This is a genomic window from Nocardia sp. NPDC051756, assembly GCF_040681495.1.
Taxonomy (GTDB): Bacteria; Actinomycetota; Actinomycetes; order Mycobacteriales; family Mycobacteriaceae; genus Nocardia.
This window is the reverse complement of the sequence record NZ_JBFAYV010000004.1, coordinates 1109418-1128298: the sequence shown is the minus strand read 5'-3', so window position 1 is coordinate 1128298 and position 18881 is coordinate 1109418. Positions and strand designations below refer to the sequence as shown.

At 67.1% G+C, this 18881-nt stretch carries 18 protein-coding genes; 9 read left to right on the top strand and 9 right to left on the bottom strand.

Annotated elements, in window-relative coordinates:
- The first annotated feature begins 122 nt into the window (after window positions 1-122).
- Both AB0M22_RS22105 and AB0M22_RS22100 read left to right on the top strand, forming a co-directional pair.
- The gene (locus AB0M22_RS22105) at window positions 123-533 is read left to right on the top strand and encodes a RidA family protein (RefSeq protein ID WP_364729688.1); all 411 of its coding nucleotides are present in this window, start codon (window positions 123-125) and stop codon (window positions 531-533) included.
- A 185-nt stretch (window positions 534-718) separates the two neighbouring features.
- Window positions 719-2872, top strand: coding sequence for an elongation factor G-like protein EF-G2 (locus AB0M22_RS22100; protein ID WP_364729685.1), 2154 nt, complete (start codon window positions 719-721; stop codon window positions 2870-2872).
- Window positions 2873-2933: 61 nt separating this feature from the next.
- Here AB0M22_RS22100 and AB0M22_RS22095 read toward each other — a convergent pair whose 3' ends face one another.
- The 4 genes from AB0M22_RS22095 to glnA form a co-directional block, all read right to left on the bottom strand.
- The gene (locus AB0M22_RS22095; protein WP_364729682.1) at window positions 2934-3833 is read right to left on the bottom strand and encodes a tyrosine-protein phosphatase; all 900 of its coding nucleotides are present in this window, start codon (window positions 3831-3833) and stop codon (window positions 2934-2936) included.
- A gap of 178 nt (window positions 3834-4011) precedes the next feature.
- Entirely contained in the window at window positions 4012-4452 is a 441-nt protein-coding gene (locus AB0M22_RS22090) for a PIN domain-containing protein (RefSeq protein ID WP_364729679.1), read from the bottom strand.
- Complete coding sequence (locus AB0M22_RS22085; protein WP_364729676.1) at window positions 4434-4721, bottom strand: hypothetical protein; 288 nt, start codon at window positions 4719-4721, stop codon at window positions 4434-4436. The genes AB0M22_RS22090 and AB0M22_RS22085 overlap by 19 nt, the downstream gene beginning before the upstream one ends.
- Before the next feature lie 111 nt (window positions 4722-4832).
- A complete protein-coding gene (glnA, locus tag AB0M22_RS22080; protein WP_364729673.1) occupies window positions 4833-6269 on the bottom strand; it encodes a type I glutamate--ammonia ligase in 1437 nt (478 codons plus the stop codon).
- Window positions 6270-6521: 252 nt separating this feature from the next.
- Between glnA and AB0M22_RS22075 the strand changes: the two genes are divergently transcribed.
- Together AB0M22_RS22075 and AB0M22_RS22070 are read left to right on the top strand one after the other, a co-directional pair.
- Complete coding sequence (locus AB0M22_RS22075; protein WP_364729670.1) at window positions 6522-6977, top strand: RDD family protein; 456 nt, start codon at window positions 6522-6524, stop codon at window positions 6975-6977.
- 181 nt (window positions 6978-7158) lie between these two features.
- Window positions 7159-7527 carry a YrdB family protein gene (locus AB0M22_RS22070; RefSeq protein WP_364729667.1) on the top strand — a complete coding sequence of 123 codons (369 nt, stop codon included), beginning with the start codon at window positions 7159-7161 and terminating at the stop codon, window positions 7525-7527.
- Window positions 7528-7844: 317 nt separating this feature from the next.
- Here the strand turns inward: AB0M22_RS22070 and AB0M22_RS22065 are convergent, their stop codons facing one another.
- The 4 genes from AB0M22_RS22065 to AB0M22_RS22050 form a co-directional block, all read right to left on the bottom strand.
- The gene (locus AB0M22_RS22065) at window positions 7845-8579 is read right to left on the bottom strand and encodes a DUF4191 domain-containing protein (RefSeq protein WP_191094453.1); all 735 of its coding nucleotides are present in this window, start codon (window positions 8577-8579) and stop codon (window positions 7845-7847) included.
- 77 nt (window positions 8580-8656) lie between these two features.
- Window positions 8657-9106, bottom strand: coding sequence for a hypothetical protein (locus AB0M22_RS22060; protein ID WP_364729663.1), 450 nt, complete (start codon window positions 9104-9106; stop codon window positions 8657-8659).
- 151 nt (window positions 9107-9257) lie between these two features.
- Window positions 9258-9704 (bottom strand): DoxX family protein, encoded by a 447-nt coding sequence (locus tag AB0M22_RS22055; RefSeq protein WP_364729660.1) that lies wholly within the window; start codon window positions 9702-9704, stop codon window positions 9258-9260.
- 125 nt (window positions 9705-9829) lie between these two features.
- Complete coding sequence (locus tag AB0M22_RS22050; protein WP_364729657.1) at window positions 9830-10684, bottom strand: sigma-70 family RNA polymerase sigma factor; 855 nt, start codon at window positions 10682-10684, stop codon at window positions 9830-9832.
- A 405-nt stretch (window positions 10685-11089) separates the two neighbouring features.
- Between AB0M22_RS22050 and AB0M22_RS22045 the strand changes: the two genes are divergently transcribed.
- The gene (locus AB0M22_RS22045) at window positions 11090-11812 is read left to right on the top strand and encodes a polysaccharide deacetylase family protein (protein ID WP_364729654.1); all 723 of its coding nucleotides are present in this window, start codon (window positions 11090-11092) and stop codon (window positions 11810-11812) included.
- A 115-nt stretch (window positions 11813-11927) separates the two neighbouring features.
- Window positions 11928-13049, top strand: coding sequence for a glycosyltransferase (locus tag AB0M22_RS22040; protein ID WP_364729651.1), 1122 nt, complete (start codon window positions 11928-11930; stop codon window positions 13047-13049).
- 648 nt (window positions 13050-13697) lie between these two features.
- Here the strand turns inward: AB0M22_RS22040 and AB0M22_RS22035 are convergent.
- Window positions 13698-14624 (bottom strand): DMT family transporter, encoded by a 927-nt coding sequence (locus AB0M22_RS22035; protein ID WP_364729648.1) that lies wholly within the window; start codon window positions 14622-14624, stop codon window positions 13698-13700.
- Between the two features lie 306 nt (window positions 14625-14930).
- On the opposite strand from AB0M22_RS22035, the gene AB0M22_RS22030 reads away from it, so the two are divergent.
- From AB0M22_RS22030 to AB0M22_RS22020, 3 genes are read left to right on the top strand one after another with little or no spacing between them, the layout of a single operon-like run.
- Window positions 14931-16601, top strand: a complete 1671-nt coding sequence (locus AB0M22_RS22030) for a CocE/NonD family hydrolase (RefSeq protein WP_364729645.1) — start codon at window positions 14931-14933, stop codon at window positions 16599-16601.
- Entirely contained in the window at window positions 16598-17974 is a 1377-nt protein-coding gene (locus tag AB0M22_RS22025) for a M20/M25/M40 family metallo-hydrolase (protein ID WP_364729642.1), read from the top strand. The genes AB0M22_RS22030 and AB0M22_RS22025 overlap by 4 nt, the downstream gene beginning before the upstream one ends.
- Window positions 17971-18879 carry a lysophospholipase gene (locus AB0M22_RS22020; protein ID WP_364729639.1) on the top strand — a complete coding sequence of 303 codons (909 nt, stop codon included), beginning with the start codon at window positions 17971-17973 and terminating at the stop codon, window positions 18877-18879. Before AB0M22_RS22025 ends, AB0M22_RS22020 begins: the two co-directional genes overlap by 4 nt.
- Window positions 18880-18881: the final 2 nt, after the last annotated feature.

The following is an 18881-nucleotide window of genomic DNA, read 5'->3' as shown; positions in this document are numbered from 1 at the left end:
GAACTCGCCGGCCCGCATCCGTGATGTCGAGTTCGGACATTCGCCAGATACGCGTAAGTCATAGCAGGACTGCAAGATTCAGACTCACGCCGCTCCCCGATGAGGCCGTCTACGCTGTCCCCATGGCGAAGATCAACGAACGGCTCACCGACATCCCCGGCGTCGCGCCCGGCTTCGGCTACGCCCACGCGATCACCACCTCCAACGGCCTCGCCTACGTGTCCGGCCAGATCGCGGTGGACGCCGACGGCAACGTGGTCGGTGCGAACGATATGGCCGCGCAGACCAGGCAGGCGCTGACCAACCTGGAGAACATCCTGCACGCCCTCGGCGCCGACTGGACCGACCTGGTCAAGTTCACCTGGTTCGTCACCGACACGAGCAGGTTGCAGGATCTCCGCGACGTCCGCGACGAGTTCCTCCGCCCCGCCCTCGGCGACCTGCCCAACCCCGCCAGCTCGCTCATCCAGGTGGCCGGATTGTTCCGCCCCGAGTTCCTGGTCGAGGTGGAGGCCGTGGTCGCGCTCGGCTGAGCCCCGCGCTCCGACACCGCGCGTCCGGCCAGGTACGGACCGGGCAGTCCGTCATATCGGATCTCCCGATCCGGGCACGCGCGGCGACCGCCGGTGGGAAGCTCGAAGGACCGCAGGTGTCGGGGCGCGAGGAAGCGAGACGCACAGTGGACAAGGCGAGTGGAACCGTAGGGGGCAACGGCAGAGTGTTTGCGGCCGAGCGGCCGGAACAGATTCGAAATGTGGTGCTGGTCGGGCACAGCGGGTCGGGGAAGACGACACTGGTCGAGGCGATGGCGCTGACCACGGGGACGGTGAATCGGGCGGGGCGGGTCGAGGACGGAACCTCACTCTCGGACTACGACGAGATCGAACATCGACAGCACAGGTCTGTGCAGTTGTCCGTGGTTCCCCTGGCCTGGTCTGGGATGAAGATCAATCTGCTGGATACGCCCGGGTACGCGGACTTCGTCGGTGAATTGCGGGCCGGCCTGCGAGCGGCGGACGCGGCGCTGTTCGTCATCTCGGCGGCCGAGGGCGCGGAGGGCGTGAGCGGCGCGACCAGGGCGCTGTGGGAGGAATGCGCGGCGGTCGGTATGCCGCGCGCGATCGTGCTCTCGCACCTGGACACCGCGCGGGCGGACTTCGAGGAGATGACCGAGACCTGCCGCACCGTGCTCGGCGGTGGCGCGTCGGAAAACGTTCTGCCGCTGCATCTTCCGGTGTACGGACCGAAGAGTGCGGACGGCCATCGCCCGGTCACCGGGCTGATCGAATTGCTGCCGAACTGCGTGGTCGACTACTCCTCCGGGGAGCGGGTGGAGACCGCGCCGACCGCCGAGCAGCAGCCGATGCTGGAGGAGGCGCGCAACCGGCTCATCGAGGGCATCATCGCCGAATCCGAAGACGAAACCCTGATGGACCGGTATCTCGGCGGTGAAGAGATCGACCTCGCCACCCTCGTCACCGACCTCGAACGGGCCGTGGCCAGGGGTAGCTTCCATCCGGTCCTGTTCGGCGCGCCCGCGCCGGAGGGCGCCAAGCAGGGTCTGGGCACCGTCGAACTGCTCGACCTGATCACCGGCGGCTTCCCGACGCCGTCGGAGCACATCGTCTCCGCCGTCACCGCCACGGGCGGCAACACCCGGCGCGATCTCGACTGCGATCCGGACGGCGCGCTCGCCGCGGAAGTGATTCGTACCGCGTCCGATCCGTATGTCGGCCGGGTGTCGCTGGTGCGGGTGTTCTCCGGCACGCTGCGTCCCGACGACACGGTGCACGTCTGCGGGCACGGACTGGAGGAACGCGGCCACGAGAGTCACGATGTCGACGAGCGGGTCGGCGCGGTCTCCTCGCCGTTCGGCAAGGGGCAGCGCCCGCTCGGCCAGGCCATCGCCGGCGACATCGCCTACGTCACCAAGCTCAGTCGCGCGGAAACCGGCGACACCCTCTCCGGCACCGACAAACCGCTGCTGATCGAGCCGTGGCAGATGCCGGATCCGTTGCTGCCCATCGCGATTACCGCGCACAGCAAGGCCGACGAGGACAAGCTCTCGCAGAGCCTGGCCCGGCTGGCGGCCGAGGATCCGGCCGTGCGGCTCGAGCACAACGCGCACACCCATCAGCTGGTGCTGTGGTGTCTCGGCGAGGCGCATCGCGATGTCGCGCTGGAGCGGTTGCGGACCCGGTTCGGGGTGCAGGTGGATGTGGTCGAGCATCAGGTCGCGTTGCGAGAAACGTTCGCGGGCAAGGCAAATGGACGTGGTCGGCATGTGAAGCAGTCCGGCGGGCACGGGCAGTACGCGGTGTGTGAGATCGAGGTCGAGCCGCTGCCCGGTGGGTCCGGGATCGAGTTCGTGGACCGGGTGGTCGGCGGAGTTGTTCCGCGCCAGTTCATTCCGTCGGTGGAGAAGGGCGTGCGCGCGCAGGCGACGCGCGGGGTCGCCGCCGGCTATCCGCTGGTGGATGTGCGGGTGACGCTGTTCGACGGCAAGGCGCATTCGGTCGACTCCTCCGATGCCGCGTTCCAGACCGCGGGGGCGCTCGCGTTGCGGGAAGCCGCGGCGAGCGCCGGTGTTTCGCTGCTGGAACCGATCGCCGAGGTGTGGGTGGTGGTTTCCGACGACTACGTCGGACCGGTGCTGAGCGACCTCTCCAGTCGCCGCGGGCGGGTGCTCGGTACCGAGCCGCACGGTGTCGGCCGTACCCGAATCCACGCCGAGGTACCGGAACTCGAACTCAGCCGGTATGCCATCGATCTGCGTTCGCTCTCGCACGGCACCGGCGATTTCACTCGCTCCTACACCCGGCATGAATCGATGCCCGGCCAGCTCGCCGCCGCACTACGGTCCAAAAAGTAGCCCCGGCAACGACATCAGGCCCACCCACGGGTAAGTGGATGGGCCCGAACGTCTTTCGTTCCTAGGTGACCAGGTTCTTACGCAGCTTCAAGATGGTGCCCGCGTCCAGGCCGAGTCCCTTGGTCAGGAACTTGCCGAGATCGCCGTAGTCCTGCTCCATCTTGTTCACCGCGGCCTCCAGGTACTCGGTCCGGACCTCCTGCAACGGGATCAGCAGATCCGGGTTCTGCATGAGGCCGGCCTGCTGCACCTGCTGACGCAGGGCGGCGTCCGCGGCGGCGCGGTACTGGTTGGACAGCAGATAGTCCTGCCGCGCAGTACCTTCCGGCACGCCGACCGCGCGCAGCAGCACGTAGGTCAGCCAGCCGGTGCGGTCCTTGCCCGCGGTGCAGTGGTACAGCGTGGCCTTGTCGGTGTTCGCGAGATCCTTCAGCGTCTGCCCGAACGCGGTGCGCGACTCCGCGCGGCTGATGAACGTCGTGTACATGTTCAGCATGATCTGCTCGGCCTTGCCGTTGCCGAGCGCGGCCTCCTGCTTCTGCGGATCGCGCGTCTGGATCACCGCCAGCATCTGCTGGAACAGCCCCGTGTCGTCGATCGGCCGCGCCACCGCCTGCGCTCCCGGAATCGGCTTGTCCGCACCGGCGAACTGCACCTCCCCCGGCGTGCGCAGATCGATCACCGTCTTGACCTTCAGCCCCGCCAGCTTCTGCACATCCGCGTCGGTCAACTTCTCCAGCGAGTCCGACCGAATCGCCTTGCCCGACTTCGTCTTCTCCCCGTCATAGGTCCGATACCCCCCGATATCCCGGGTATTCACCGCCCCCTGCAAATCGATCTTCCCACTGGCCACCGCCAACTCGGCCTCCGGCTGCGCGGTAGCAAGGGGTGGAGCGGTAGTCATCGTCACGGCGAATATCGCCAAAGCCGCAGTTATCAATGAAATTAACGAAATCTTCATGACGCCGGACAGTAGAACCTGTTCCAGTCAGGTATCGGCGTTCGCCCCATCTACCCCACTCACCGAACCATACCCAGCAGTCAACGAGATTCCCCCTGGACACGGTGCCCAATCCCCGTAACCTGCGCGCCGCAGCGGACAATACCGCCGCGAATCCGCCGGCATTCAATGGATAGAACTAGGTCGAGATCAAACGCACAGACGCGCCGCACAACTTGCGCATGTCATCGAGATCGCTGGTGAGCATGACCACCGGAATCTGCTGCCGCTGCGCCATTTCCGCGAAAACGGCATCGATCGCGTATTTGTGCCCATGCAGTCCGGCGTCGAGCAGCAGTGCCGACGCGGCCTTTGCAGCCGCGTCATCGACCGGCTCGACGCGCAACGCGGACAACAACCAGGCGAGTCTGGCCTTGTCGGTCTTGCGATGGGTCGCCTCGACGATGGTGAGCGCGCTGATCACGACTTCCATGCCGCGAGAACGTGCTTCGGCGACGATCGCGACGACTGCCACGGAATCGTCTACGAGGCGGGACAATCCGTCACAGTCCAGCACCAACGTTCCCTGCTGCCCGGACGCCGGACTGTCGCGCCCGGATTTCAGCTTGCCTCGTGCCATTGGCCCGGCTCACCGAGAGCTTGGTCGAACATGTCTCTGGCACGCTGCCGGTCCGCCTCCGGCAGCGGCCCATTGCGCCGCTCATGATCGGCGAGGTACTCGTCGAGCAACATCCCCCGCAACTCGCGCTCGACGGCCGAGGTGACGAACGCCGAGAACTCGCGCCTGCCCACCCGCCGGCGAATCGCCTCGGCGGTGCCTTCCGGCAACGACAGACTCACCCGCGTCGCGGGGCCTTCACCGATCCGATGCTCGGGTTCGTCGCTCACCGAACCAGATTATCAATCGAAGTAGGAAACCTCAACGATCGGCCGGAAACGGGCAACGGCCCACCCGCGGTGCGGATGGGCCGTTGCCGAACGACTCTGGGTACGAACGACTTACACGTCGTAGTACAGCTCGAACTCGTAGGGGTGCGGGCGCAGGTTGACGGGGGCGATTTCCTGCTCGCGCTTGATGCTGATCCAGGTCTCGATCAGGTCGTCGGTGAAGACGTTGCCTTCGGTCAGGTAGTCGTGATCCTGCTCGAGGCGGTCGATGACCGTGGCCAGGCTGGTGGGGGCCTGCGGGATGTTCTTGGCCTCCTCCGGCGGGAGCTCGTAGAGGTCCTTGTCGACCGGGGCCAGCGGCTCGATCTTGTTCTTGATGCCGTCCAGGCCTGCCATCATCATGGCGGCGAAGGCCAGGTACGGGTTGCCCGAGGAGTCCGGCGCGCGGAACTCGATGCGCTTGGCCTTCGGGTTGTTGCCGGTCACCGGGATACGCACGGCCGCGGACCGGTTGCGCTGCGAGTACACCAGGTTGATCGGCGCCTCGTAGCCCGGAACCAGGCGGTGGTAGGAGTTCACCGTCGGGTTGGTGAACGCGAGCAGCGACGGCGCGTGGTGCAGGATGCCGCCGATGTAGTGCCGCGCCAGATCCGAGAGCCCGCCGTAGCCGGCCTCGTCGTGGAACAGCGGCTTGCCGTCCTTCCACAGCGACTGGTGCACGTGCATGCCCGAGCCGTTGTCACCGAAGAGCGGCTTCGGCATGAACGTGACGGACTTGCCTTCCTGCCACGCGGTGTTCTTCACGATGTACTTGAACAGCTGCAGGTCGTCCGCCGCACCGAGCAGCGTGCCGAACTTGTAGTTGATCTCGGCCTGACCGGCGGTGCCGACCTCGTGGTGACCGCGCTCCAGCTCGAAACCCGCGTTCTGCAGGTTGGTCGAGATCTTGTCGCGCAGGTCGACGTAGTGGTCGTACGGGGCGACCGGGAAGTAACCACCCTTGTTGCGAACCTTGTAGCCGAGGTTCGGGGTGCCGTCCGGGTTCGTCCGCGAACCGGTGTTCCAGGAGCCGGAGACCGAGTCGATCTCGTAGAACGCGCCGTTCATCTTCGAGTCGTAGCGGATCGAGTCGAAGATGTAGAACTCCGCCTCGGCGCCGAAGTACGCGGTGTCGGCGATGCCGGTCGAGCGCAGGTACTCCTCGGCCTTACGCGCGATGTTGCGCGGGTCGCGGCTGTAGGCCTCGCGGGTGAACGGGTCGTGCACGAAGAAGTTGAGGTTCAGCGTCTTGGCGGCGCGGAACGGGTCCAGGCGCGCGGTGCTGAAGTCGGGCAGCAGGAGCATGTCCGACTCGTCGATCGACTGGAAGCCACGGACGGAGGAGCCGTCGAACGCGAGCCCATCCTCTACGAGGTCGGTCGTGAAGGCCTTCGCCGGGATCGAGAAGTGCTGCTGAACGCCGGGAAGGTCGCTGAAACGGATGTCGACATATTCGACCTCTTCATCAGCGAGGAATTTGATGACCTCGTCGGCCGTGCTGAACGTCACTTGTTCTCCTTACGGATCGGTTCCCAGCGAGTGTCGATTGCATGGGTTCGTCGCGTCCAGACGGTATGGACGCGGTGTTTCCCGGCAGTCAAGTCTGTGTTTCGCCAGTGTTACACGTACGGCTGGCCGGGTGACTAGGCCCACCCGGGCTCGAACAGCATGCTAATCCTGCCATCCGTACCAATGCGCGCTGACGTGAACTCCCCTTATGCGGTGCCGGGCGGCCGGTCGGTCCCGCATATTGTGGGAGGCATGGCACGCATGACGGGATCGTGGCTCTCCGGCCCTTCGGAGGGTGCAGGCGATCCGGCAACCTCCGAGTTCCCCGGCGAACAGCTGGGGCTGCCGAAGTCCGGGGCGGGATCGTTGTCCGGGATGGCTCGGCGGATCGCCGCGCTGTTCGTGGACTGGTTGATCGCGCTCGGGATCGCGGCGTTGATCATGCGTGGCGGGTCAGCGTCGAGCCTGACGTTGCTGATCTGGTTCGTGATCGGGGTGGCGGCGGTGGCGTTGTTCGGGTTCACGCCAGGGCAGTACTTCTTGCGGTTGCGGACGGTGCGGATTGATGCGCCGGTGACCGTTGGGTTTGTGCGTGCGCTTGCTCGGCAGGCGTTGCTGGTTTTCGTGGTGCCCGCGTTGTTCACGGATGCCGATGGGCGTGGGATGCATGATCGGGCGACGGGGACGGCACTGGTTCACTCGCGCTGACTCGCACGTCTCGGGTTCGGCCGCACCCGTCACGCGACGGCAGCATGCCCGGCCGCACCATCACGGCCGTCTGCGCAACCGAATCTGCCACGGTCCCGAGGCAAGCATCTACTCCCGGCCCGCCCACGGCAATGTGCTCGACGGCAGATGCTGTCCGACGCAGCCGGGTTACGCTCCGGCGGTGTCACTCAATCCGGCCATGCTCGCGATCCGGTTTCTGCTCGAGCTCGTCGCTATTGCTTCCTTCGGTATCTATGGCTGGCGTGCCTTCGATTCGCCGTGGAAGTTTCTGCTGGTAGTCCTGTTGCCCCTGGTCGCAGCGGCCGCGTGGGGCACGTTCGCCGTACCGGATGATCCGAGTCGCAGCGGTGAAGCGCCGGTTCCGGTGCCTGGATTGATTCGCTTGGTTGTCGAACTCGCCGTCCTCGGCGGCGGTGCCGTGGCGCTCTGGGCAGCGAGCCTCTCCAGGTGGGCGCTCATCTCCGTCATCGTCCTGGTCATCTACCAGGCCCTCGCCTACGACCGCGTCCTCTGGCTGGTCAAAGCATGATCATCGGGAACTGGTGCAGGCATCCGTCGGGTAGCGAAGTGCACCAGTTCCCCCTGATCTTGAAGTCGCGAACTGTCCTCGCAGCCGCCCACCGTCCGATCTCCCCGCACGCCGGTTTCCCGCACGCCTGCCGGTTTCCGCACACCTTCTGATCTCCCGCACGCGGACTTGCCGCCCTGACACGCGTGCGTTTGCCAGAAGGCGTGCGGCTGCGCGCCGCGCCGTGCGGACCGGCGACTCCAGGGCGCGACCTGCCCGCGATGGACACGCGAAAGGCCCGCGTCCCAGGGACACGGGCCTTTCGTCGAAGGTCTAACTCAGCGCCGGCGAATGGTGCGCTGTACGCCGCGCATCTTGGCGCCGGCGGGCATCGGGCCCTTCGGCAGCGCCGGGCCGGTGCGCGAGCTCAGCGCGGTCAGGCGACCTTCGATGAGGTCCATGCGCTTGGCGTCGATGTTGCGGGGCAGCTTGGTCAGGTAACGCTGCAACTCCTTCAACGGCACCTGACCTTCGTCGTTGCCGATGACGACGTCGTAGATCGGGGTGTCGCCGATTAGCCGGGCGGTACGCTTCTTCTCCTGCGCGAGCAGCGATTTCACCCGCTGCGGGGAGCCCTCGGCGACCAGCACCACGCCGGGCAGGCCGATCACCCGGTGCACCGCGTCGAGCTGGGTGGTGGCGGCGATGCCGTTGGACACCCGCCACTTGCCCTGCAGGTTGTCCAGCACCCATGCCGCGGCGCCGGCCTGGCCCTCGGCCTTGCCGTAGACGCTCTTCTGCACCCGCCGGCCGAAGATGATGAACGCCGCCAGCGCGCCGAGTACCACGCCGAGCGGGACGAGGAACCAGGTCAGACCGAAGATCAGGCCGATGACCAGGAAGACGGCGGTGATGCCGAGCAAGGCGCCGATCATCAACGGCAGCAGCAGCTTGTCTTCCTTGCGCTGCATCTGGAACGCCTGCCAGAGCTGCTGCCTGCGCTCTTTCGACTGCTGCTTGCGGGCCGCTTTCGCCGCGGCCTTCGCTTCCTTGGTGGGCTTACCTGCTGCCATGCCACTCAGGATAGTGCCCATGTCGTGCGAGTTTCGCCACGCCTACCTCGGCGGCCGATATCGCCGTCGCGTCGGCGTCAATTCCAACCGCGCCTGGCCATCGATCCGAGCACGGTGAGATCCAAATCACCGGACGCCTCGGTCCACCCCATTGCCCGCAATTCCACCGGCGCGGCGACACCGAGCGCGTGCCGGAATCCGATGGCCACCGAGCGGGCGAACTCGATCAGGCTGCGCGGGGAGATGGGCCAGAACATCGTCCGGGTCCAGTTGTCCACCTCGCGGCGCAACATCGGCTCGTTCCAGCCGAGGTCGCGCAACTCCTGCGCGGCGGCATCCGGAATGGGCTGGGTCAGATAATGATCACCGGCCAGTTCCGCGGACAATTTGATGTCGTACTGCATGAACTGGACGTACCGATTTCCGGGCGCCGCGATGATCAACGTCGCCCGCGAAGGTAGCTCAGACAGACACTGCGCCAGTGCTTGAACGAACTGCTCCCAGTCCGCGGTCACCGGCTCGTTCATTCTTCCCCCGGGCGCTCGCACTGGCCCGATCATACGCCGCCCCGCCTCAGACACCAGGTGAATCCTGTTGTAGCCCCTTGCACTTCGCGATGTCCATAGCGAAAACGAATGGCCCGTCGTTCATCCAGAACGCGGGCCATTCTTCGTGATTTCAGACCGTCGCCGGCGCCCCTGCGCTAGGCACCTTCTCGAACTCCGGCGCCCGTCCGTAATCGCGGAACACCGGCACCGCGAGCTTGCGGCCTGCCGGTCGCAGCGCCCACGAAACCACCACGCACAGCGCGAAAAACCCGGTATAGAACAGGTGATTCACCCCCGACCCGTGCGCGGCGTGCGAAACCAGCCCACCCGTCAGATCGAAAAACGCACCGGCATACGCCCATTCCTTCACCAGCGGAAAGCGCGGAACGGCAATCGCCATAGCGCCCAGTACCTTCCAAAATCCGAGAATGCCCATCACATACGTCGGATACCCCAGCTCGATCATGCCGTCGGCGGTATCACCGCGCTGGATCAGATCGGCGACACCCCCGGTCGCCAACACGAAAACCACCGCCCCGGTAGTCACCCAGTACCCGATCGATCGTGCGTTGCCCATCATCCTGCTCCTCGCTGATCCCTGGGCGCGATCCCTGCTACGCCGTCACCTCCCTTGACCGACGGGTTGGCAGAAATGTGACGAGGTGCCTTACGACGCCGTCGAACAGGCAGGGCGTGCGGTCGTCAGTTCTGCCGGCCTTGGACCTCCAGTTCCAACTGATCGAGGGTGTCGGTGTCGGCGAGGAGGTCGATGGCGACGATCCGGCCGTTGGAGACGATGAACTCGAAGACCACCCGGGGTGTGCCGCGCACCGACCAGACTGCGCCCGCGCGGCCGTCGATGAGCGCGAGGCGCGCCGCCTGTGCGCGGCCGGAGAAGGTCTGGGCGACCGCGTCCGCGCCGAGGGCACCGATCGCGCCGGTGGCCATTGCGGCGGCGTCCACGCGGAGCACCACGTCCGGGTCCAGGAGGGTCAGCAGTGCACCGAAGTCGCCGCCGCGGGAGGCGGCGAGAAACGCGCCGACGACTTCGCGCTGTCGATCCCGGTCGACGCCGGCCCGCGCGCCCTGCACCCGCCGACGGGCCCGGCTGGCCAATTGCCGTGCGGCAGCGGAGGTTTTGCCGACGATCGGGGCGATCTCGTCGAACGGCACCGCGAACATGTCGTGCAGCACGAACGCGAGCCGCTCGGCCGGGGTGAGCGTGTCGAGCACCACCAGCAATGCAAGGCCGATCGAATCCCCCAGCACCGCTTCGTGTTCCGGACCGGTGACGAGTTCGGCCGGATCGTGGTCGTCCAGCGGCTCCTCACGGCGAGTCTTGCGCGATTGCAGCATGTTCAGGCACACCCGCGCGACCACCGTGGTGAGCCAGCCGACGAGATTGTCGATCTCGTCGGCATCCGAACGGCTCAGCCGCAGCCACGCCTCCTGCACCGCGTCGTCGGCTTCCGCGCCGGTACCGAGGATCCGGTACGCCACCCCGTGCAGGTGCGCCCGCTGCTCCTCGAACCGCGCGGCCAGAAAATTCGCGTCCATCTGTCACATTCCTTCGATAGCTCCGGTCAAGCAAACGAACCGGGCCGCACCGGATCGAGCCGACAAGGAGCACACCATGACCGCTGGACTGCACACCATCGTCTACCCCGTCACCGACCTGGTCAAGGCGAAAACCCTGTTCAATTCGATGAATAGGCGCGGGCCGAACGGGACATAGGCGTGATGGGGCGCGAGTAGGGGCGCTGTGATGTCCCGCTCGGCAGATGGTTGGGTTCAGTGTCTGGAGCTGACTCAACTGTCAGCGAGTAGGGGCGGGTGACGGGGTCGTGATGTTCTAGGCGAGGGCGGTGGGGCGGTACTGATCCGTTGGGTAGCGGCATCGCGCTGTTCAGCTGGTGGTCATTGGGCGGTGTTAGTTTGCGGTGCGTGTGTGCGCGGTTGGTGGTGAGCGTCCATGACGTCGCACCGGCGAGTGCGGCTGAGACGGCACGGTGGTGTGCTGATGCCGACGGGTTCGGGATTCCGGTGTCGCTGCTGGTGATTCCCGGGCCGTGGCGGGGTGCGTCGCTGGCCGAGCAGCCGGATTATGCGAGTTTCCTGCGGGAACGCCGTGACGGTGGAGACGAGATCATGGTGCACGGATGGTCGCATCGGGCCGGACCCGAGGGCGGGTGGCCGCGGCGTGCGCTCGGCCGGGCGGTGGCGCGTGGCGCCGCGGAATTCGCGGCGCTCGACGTCGACGAGGCGGCCGCCAAGTTACGTGCGGCCAACGCGGTGATGGCCGAATCCGGGCTGTCGACAACAGGTTTCACCCCGCCGGGCTGGCTGGCCTCGCCCGCCGCGGAACGCGCACTGCGCGCGGCCGGCTTCTCCCACACCACCGACCACTTCGGCGCAAAAGACCTACGCACCGGCCGCCGCCACCGCGGCTTCGCCCTCTCCCACCGCCCCGGCGGCGGCTGGTCCGAACGCTTCGGCGCCGCCATGCTGGAAACCCTGGCCCGCCGCAACGCCACCCGCGGCGGACTGGTCCGCCTCGCCCTGCACCCCGACGACCTCCACCACCCCGGCCTCCGCGAAGCCACCCTCCGCGCCATCGACGCCGCCCTGCAAGCCGGCGCACACGCCACCACCTACGCCGACCTCGTCGAATCGGCGGTGAAGTAATGCGAACAATCAACCGCTGCACCGCAGGGCAAATAGTCAACTGGCACAGCACGGCTCGTAATCTCTCGGCTCCCCCGATTACTTGCCCCGACCCGGCTGGATTGGTGGTCCGCTAGTGCGCATCGTGCAGATCGCGAACTTCTACACTCCGGCGTCCGGAGGGTTGCGGACTTGCCTGGACGAGATCGGGCGGGGGTATTTGGCGGCGGGGCATAGTCGGGTACTTGTGGTTCCCGGGCCCGCGGATGGGGATGAGCTGACGGGGTCCGGTCGGCGGATTACCGTGCACAGCCCTAAGTTCGGGGCGGGCGGGTATCACGTTTTGACGGCGCGGCGGACGCGGGCGGTGCTCGATCGGCTGCGGCCGGATGTGCTGGAGTGCAGTGACAAGTTGAGTGTGCGGTGGTTGGCGCCGTGGGCGCGTGGGGCGGGGGTGCCGCTTGTGTTGTTCTCTCATGAACGTATCGATGCGATCCTGCGGACCCGCGTCCCGCCGGGCTTTCCGTTGACGACGGCCGCCGACCTGGCCAATCGCCGTCTCTGCGTGCGAGCCGAAAAGGTCGTGGTCACTTCGAGTTTCGCAACGGCGGAGTTCGCCCGCATCGGGGCGACCAACGTGCGGCGCGTCCCGCTCGGCGTCGATCTGACGACCTTCCGCCCAGTCGATCCCGAAGACGAAACCAACTGGGCCACAAACGAACCCGTCCGACTGGTGCTGGTAAGCAGACTCTCCAAGGAGAAACGCGCCGAACTCGCCGTCGAAGCAATCCGCGTCCTGGTCGAATCCGGCCTGCGTTGCGAACTGTCCGTCATCGGCGACGGCCCACTACGCCCCCGCCTCGAACGCCTCGCCACCGGCCTCCCCGTCGCCTTCCACGGTCACCTCACCGACCGCACCACCATGGCTACCCTCGTGGCCGAAGCCGACATCGCGGTATTCCCCTCCCCCGCAGAAACTTTCGGCCTGGCGGTCCTCGAATCCCTCGCCTGCGGCACCCCCGTCGTCGTCCCCGACGCAGGCGCCGCCAGCGAACTGGTCGACGCCCCCGGCTCCGGCATCATCTCCGACGGCTCCCCCACCGGCCTCGCCGACGGCATCCGCCAACTCCTCACCGTCCCCGCCCCCCAGCGCCGCCGAGCCGCCCGCGCAGCCGCAGAACGTTTCCCCTGGTCAGCCACAGTCGCAGGCATGCTAGCCCTCTACGCCGACTACGACACCCCCGCCCGCACCGCCTGACCCCATGGCAGCAGCAATACCCGAGTCCCCGCCATCACCGTCCCGTCGATCATGAACCGCCTCCCGCCCGCAACACCCGCACCAACTCTCGGGATCCGCACCCAGTACGGGCACCCACTCCGGGTGCAAATCCCAAGAGCGAGTGCGGATCCCAGCACCGCGCCCAAGAGCTGGCCGTTTCGCTCACCGGGCGCCCAGAGCCACCACGCCTCAACGCCTAAGAACCCGACCGCGACCGGCCACCCCCCTCGTCCGCCCGATGAGCTGACTTGACGTACGCACCACGCTCTTGACGTAGGTTGCAACGTACGTCGAGAGCACATTCCGTACGCCAAGTCGGACTGATCACTTCTGACCGTGATCGGCTCAAGCAGGGCGAATCCGTCGAGGTGCACAGCGTGAATGCAGATCCCGATGATCGCTGCATTTGTACGCCGCCAGTAGCTGAACGTGGCACGCACGAACTCGGGAATGCCTGTGACGCAACCACAGCCGGTCTCTCCGTCAGAAACCGACGCCCTAAGTACCCGAGCCGCGGAAGAGGAAGCGGTACGGCTCGCGACGCGCTCAGCACTACCCGGGCATCACACGGACCGTAGACGTTGTTGGAGGCAAACCAGAAGCCGCTCGAAAGCCCGCTTGCAAGGACTATGGAACAGCCTCGGGTACAGGCATTTTCGCCTCAGCCTGGTCCAGCTCGTCGTGCAGGGTCGGGGAATTCGCCAGTAACGCGATTCCGGTGATAACCAAGGCGGCGGCTAGGGCCAGGAGCGTGGGGCGGGGGTGGATGGTTACGGCGAAGAGGGTCAGGCCGGCGGTGTAGCTGAGGACCGGGTCGGTGATGGTCATGGCGGTGAGGGCGGTGGGGAGGGAGCCGCGGGCGTAGGCCTCTTGGGTGAGCAGGCCGCCGAGGACGGTGGAGATCGGGATGCCGAGGAGGGCCCCGCTCAGCTGGGGTAGGGCCGAGGTGGCGATCACCACCAGTACCGCGGTGGTCGAGAAGCAGCAGCCTGCGGCGATCGCGACGAGGGCTGAGCGCAGTTGCGTCGAGTGGGTCAGTCGAGAGGCGGCGATCAAGGTGAGGATCGCGGCGAACACGCCTGCGCCGACGCCGGGCAACATCTCCAATCGCACGTCCGCGTGCCCGGGCGCGCTCTGCCCGACGAGCAGGATCAGCCCACCGCACACGAAAACCGTCCCCGCCCAATCCCGTCCGAGCAACGCCCGCTTCCGCCGAGCCGCCGCGAACGGCAAGGCGAACAGCAACTGCACCACGAGCAGCGCCTGCACCACCGCGATCGCACCGAGCCGCAGCGCGACCGCGTGCACGACGAACCCGGCCACATTCGCGCCCTGCCCGGCCAGCCAACGTCGATCGGTGATCAGCCGACGAGCGATCCCGGCGATCACCAGGAACCGTCCCTGCGCCGCTTCCGTCGCGGCCTGCCGCGCCGCCCCCTGCTGCAACGCGGCCGAGACGGCGAACAAGAGCGCGGCGAACAGCGCGAGGGAGATCGTCCCCACCGCGAGCACGTCCACGGACGCGGGGCCAAGCGTGTCGGCGGCATCCGGCATACCGTCCATGCTCGCGGGCGGGAGTGAACATCGGATGGCATCCGACCGGCGGCTCGGCAACAGCTCGGCAGGCCGGCTGAGTACCGAACGCCCGGCGCTCCACGACCGACGTCCCGTCCGACCATCGACCCACACAGCAAGGGCGAACGCCAGCTCTTGCCCGTCGGCGCGTGCATCGGCGCGGTGGAGCCGTAGCCACTCGACACAGCCAACGGGCAATCACCGGCTGCTCGACACCCGGGCAGGGCCGGCCGGCCACCCCGGTTCCAGGGGCTGGACGGTCGTCCGGGCACACTCGATAGTCCTATGGTGAGCGAACGAACCGTCGTGCTGCGGGTCCTGTGTGGGCTGTTGCTATTGCTGGCTGTGGTTACTCCGGTCAGTGCGGCGGCGGAGCCGCTCGGGGTACCGTTTCAGTGGAAGCAGGCGTTCATCGATGCCCCGGACGGCACGCGGTTACACGCGGACATCCTGCGGCCGGAGGGCATCGCGGACGACGTGCGCACCCCGGTGATCCTCACCGTCAGCCCGTACCGCGCACACCTCGCGTATCTCAGCGAACCACGGTTGAGCGGCGGCCCGTCCACCGACAACCTGCAAGCGGACATGTTCCTGAAGGCCAGCTACACCTACGTCATCGTCGACCTGCGCGGCTTCGGCGGCTCGTCCGGCTGCCCGGATTTCGGCGGACCGGGCGAACGCTCCGATGTCGCGACCGCGGTCGAATGGTCCGCGAACCAGCCGTGGTCCACGGGCAAGGTCGGCATGTTCGGCGTCTCCTACGAGGCCTGGACCGGCCTGATGGGGCTGGCGACCAAGCCGAAGGGCTTGGCGGCGGTCGCGTCGTTCGAACCGGTGGTCGATCCGTACTCGTACCTGTACATGCAGGGCGTCTCGTGGAAGTTCTCCGGCAAGCCGATCACCGAGAGCGGTGTGCGCCCAGCCGATTTCGCCGGACTGGAACACCTGCTGATCGCGTCGACCCCGGCCCGTCCGGACGATTCGCCCGAATATCAGGCCGACGCAGCACAATTGCCGATCCAGTGCTACCAGCAGTACCTCGCCGACATGACCAACCACGACGGCAACTCCCCCTTCTGGCGCGACCGCGACCTGCTTCCCCGGTTGCGCGGCAACACGATTCCGCTGTTCCTCGGCCAGGGCTTCGTCGACTACAACACCCGCCCCTACCGCGTCTTCGACCTGTGGAACGGCCTCGGCCCCGGCGAGCACAAGGCCTGGTTCGGTCAATGGGGACACCGCACCTGCCACGACAAGTGCGACACACCGCATTTCGACACCGAGCTGCTCGCCTTCTTCGACAAGCACGTTGCCGGCCGCGACGTCCAGGTGCCGGGACCGCGAATCACGGTGGGCCAGTTCGACGGTCGCTGGCGCGCCGAAACCGCTTGGCCGCCCGCCGATGCCGCCCGAGTCCCGGTCGACCTGCGCCCCGGCGGCTACACCGACCGCGGCCTGCTGCCCGGACCGGATCGCGAATTCTGGTCCGTCTCCGAACCTTTGACCCAGGACCAGCACCTGGCCGGTCTGCCGTCCGTGTCGCTGAAGGTGACCGGCCCCACCAATGCCACTGTCGCGGTCGAGCTTTACGACATCGCACCCAGCCAGCAGGCCACCGTCATCACCCGCGGCATCGCCCCGATCAGCGGCGACACCGCCGAAGTGCGCCTGCTCGCCCAGGATTGGCCGATCGCGGCCGGACACCGGATCGGCGTGCGCGTCACCGACGTCGTCGACGACGTGTGGTCACACTCCCCCGCCTTCGCCCCGGTCACCGTGACCGCGGCCCGCCTCGAACTCCCGATGCTGACCGCACCCCGCACGCCGGACCTGCCGGGCGGCGTCACCGAGGGCATCGTGAAGTGGCGAAACGAAAAGACCATACCGGTCGCCCCCGGCATGCTGGACAATGCAGTGGTGTCCATGAATTTGCCGAACCGCACCGGTAACCGATGACAGAACCCGTCGACGACCGCACCGCCGAGCGCCTTGCCGTGGCATTGCGCTGCGCCACGGTGTCCACCGACACCAGGGGCGAGGTCGACGACCCGGCCTTCGCGCAGCTTTCGGCACACCTCGAGCAATCCTTTCCGCGGGTGCACGCGGAGCTGGAGTTGGAGCGATTCGGATACAGCCGGCTCTACCGGTGGCAAGGCATCGAGCCGGACGGCGTCGCCGCGATCCTGCTCGCGCATCAGGACGTGGTCCCGGTCGACGACCCGCACCGCTGGACCCATCCACCCTTCGCAGGCGTGGTCGATGACGAATTCATCTGGGGCCGTGGCGCAATCGACGACAAGAGCCGGGTGCTGGCGATCCTGGAGGCGGTCGAGGCCGCCCTCGCCGAGGGAATTCGCCCGCGCCGCACCATCTTCCTCGCCTTCGGACACGACGAAGAGGTGTTCGGCGACACCGGCGCGATGCACATGGCCGACCGCCTCCGTCGACTCGGCGTGCACGCCGACCTGCTGCTGGACGAAGGCGGCATGATCACCGAGGGCGTCGCCGACGGCGTGGACCAGCCGGTCGCCAACATCATGCTCGGCGAAAAGGGTTATGCGACAGTGCAACTGTCAGTCACCGCGGTCGGCGGACATTCGTCCATGCCGGGCAAGCAGACCGCGGTCGGCCGCATCGCCCGCGCGGTGAGCCGCATCCAGGACAATCCGATGCCGTTGCGGATGACCCCGATCACCGCCGACATGCTCTCCCGCTTACGTCAAGCGATGCCCGCGTCCCGCCGCCATCTGCTCGGCGTCGCCGGTTTCGCCGCACCGCTGATCACCCGGGTGATGGCGCTGCGCCCACACACCGAGGCGCTGGTCCGAACCACCACCGCCCCCACCGTGATCCGCGGCGGCGTGAAATCCAACGTGCTCCCCCAACACGCCGAGGCCGCCGTCAACTTCCGCATCCTGCCCGGCGATTCGGTCCGATCCGTGCTGGAACACTGCCGGAAAGTAGTGCGCGACAAGGGCGTTCGAATCGAGGCCGAAGGCATGTCCTCCGAACCGACGGTGAACCTCGACCCCGGCCCGGCCTTCGAACTCGTCGCGAACATCGCCCGCGCCATCGTGCCCGGCATCGTCGTCACCACCGGCATCGTCCCCGGCGCCACCGACTCCAGGCACTATCACGACCTCGCCGGCACCCGCTGCAACTTCGCCCCGATCGTGCTCGGCGAACGCGATCTGGCCACGATCCACGGAACCGACGAGCGCCTCTCCCGGCTCAACTACGCTCGACTCATCGAGTTCAACCGGCGGCTGATCGCCCAGTTCGCACAGTCGCCGACCACCGTGCCGCAGACGTCAGGAGCCGATGCATGACCGCCGAGCCCGAGGCGACCGGAAGTTCCGAGCCGCAGGCGACCGCCGCCGAGCCGAGCACCCCGCAGATCCGTACCGAAACCGGCCGATTCGACGGCACCGGCAGCGGAATCGCTTGGCGCGCATGGCTCCCCGAATCATCGGCTCGCGGCGTCATCGTCCTCGTGCACGGCGTCGCCGAACACTCCGGCCGCTACATCCACGTCGGCCAGCGCCTCGCCGGCGCCGGATTCGCCGTCTACGCCCTCGACCACATTGGCCACGGCAAATCCGCAGGCAGCAAGGCCAACATCGGCTCGATCGACGGCGCCGCGGACAACGTGTCGGCCATGCTCGACATCGCGACCCGCGAACATCCCGGCATCCCCCGCTTCCTGATCGGCCACTCGATGGGCAGCCTCATCGTGCTGCACCTGGCCACCCGCGCCCCGATCGACGTCACCGGCATCGTGCTCTCCGCCCCGCCGCTGGACATCTCCGCGGGCAACGCCGTACAACGCGCCCTCGCCCCCGTGCTGACCAGGCTCACCCCGAACCTCGGTGTGCTGCAACTGGATTCCACCCACATCAGCCGCGACCCCGAGGTCCGGCGCGCCTACGACAACGACCCGCTGGTGTATCGCGGCAAGCTCCCCGCCCGCACCGCCACGGAGATCCTCAACACCACCGTCCTGGTCAAGGGCCGGCTGGCCAAGCTCACCGTCCCGGTGCTGGTCCTGCACGGCACCGCCGACGCCCTCGCCGCACCGTCGAGCACCGACCTCATCGAGCAGGGCGCCGGCTCGAAAGATCTCACCGCGATCCGCTACGAAGGCCTCTACCACGAGATCTTCAACGAACCCGAGCAGGACAAGGTGCTCGGCGACGTGGTGGACTGGCTGGAAACGCACGTTACCGGCAAGTAAGA

Bases quoted from the DNA above. Each gene is read 5' to 3' on its own strand.
- AB0M22_RS22105 (WP_364729688.1), top strand. From the start codon at position 123: ATGGCGAAGATCAACGAACGGCTCACCGACATCCCCGGCGTCGCGCCC.
- AB0M22_RS22095 (WP_364729682.1), bottom strand. From the start codon at position 3,833: ATGAAGATTTCGTTAATTTCATTGATAACTGCGGCTTTGGCGATATTC.
- AB0M22_RS22090 (WP_364729679.1), bottom strand. From the start codon at position 4,452: ATGGCACGAGGCAAGCTGAAATCCGGGCGCGACAGTCCGGCGTCCGGG.
- AB0M22_RS22075 (WP_364729670.1), top strand. From the start codon at position 6,522: ATGGCACGCATGACGGGATCGTGGCTCTCCGGCCCTTCGGAGGGTGCA.
- AB0M22_RS22065 (WP_191094453.1), bottom strand. From the start codon at position 8,579: ATGGCAGCAGGTAAGCCCACCAAGGAAGCGAAGGCCGCGGCGAAAGCG.
- AB0M22_RS22060 (WP_364729663.1), bottom strand. From the start codon at position 9,106: ATGAACGAGCCGGTGACCGCGGACTGGGAGCAGTTCGTTCAAGCACTG.
- AB0M22_RS22055 (WP_364729660.1), bottom strand. From the start codon at position 9,704: ATGGGCAACGCACGATCGATCGGGTACTGGGTGACTACCGGGGCGGTG.
- AB0M22_RS22050 (WP_364729657.1), bottom strand. From the start codon at position 10,684: ATGGACGCGAATTTTCTGGCCGCGCGGTTCGAGGAGCAGCGGGCGCAC.
- AB0M22_RS22035 (WP_364729648.1), bottom strand. From the start codon at position 14,624: ATGCCGGATGCCGCCGACACGCTTGGCCCCGCGTCCGTGGACGTGCTC.
- AB0M22_RS22030 (WP_364729645.1), top strand. From the start codon at position 14,931: ATGGTGAGCGAACGAACCGTCGTGCTGCGGGTCCTGTGTGGGCTGTTG.
- AB0M22_RS22025 (WP_364729642.1), top strand. From the start codon at position 16,598: ATGACAGAACCCGTCGACGACCGCACCGCCGAGCGCCTTGCCGTGGCA.
- AB0M22_RS22020 (WP_364729639.1), top strand. From the start codon at position 17,971: ATGACCGCCGAGCCCGAGGCGACCGGAAGTTCCGAGCCGCAGGCGACC.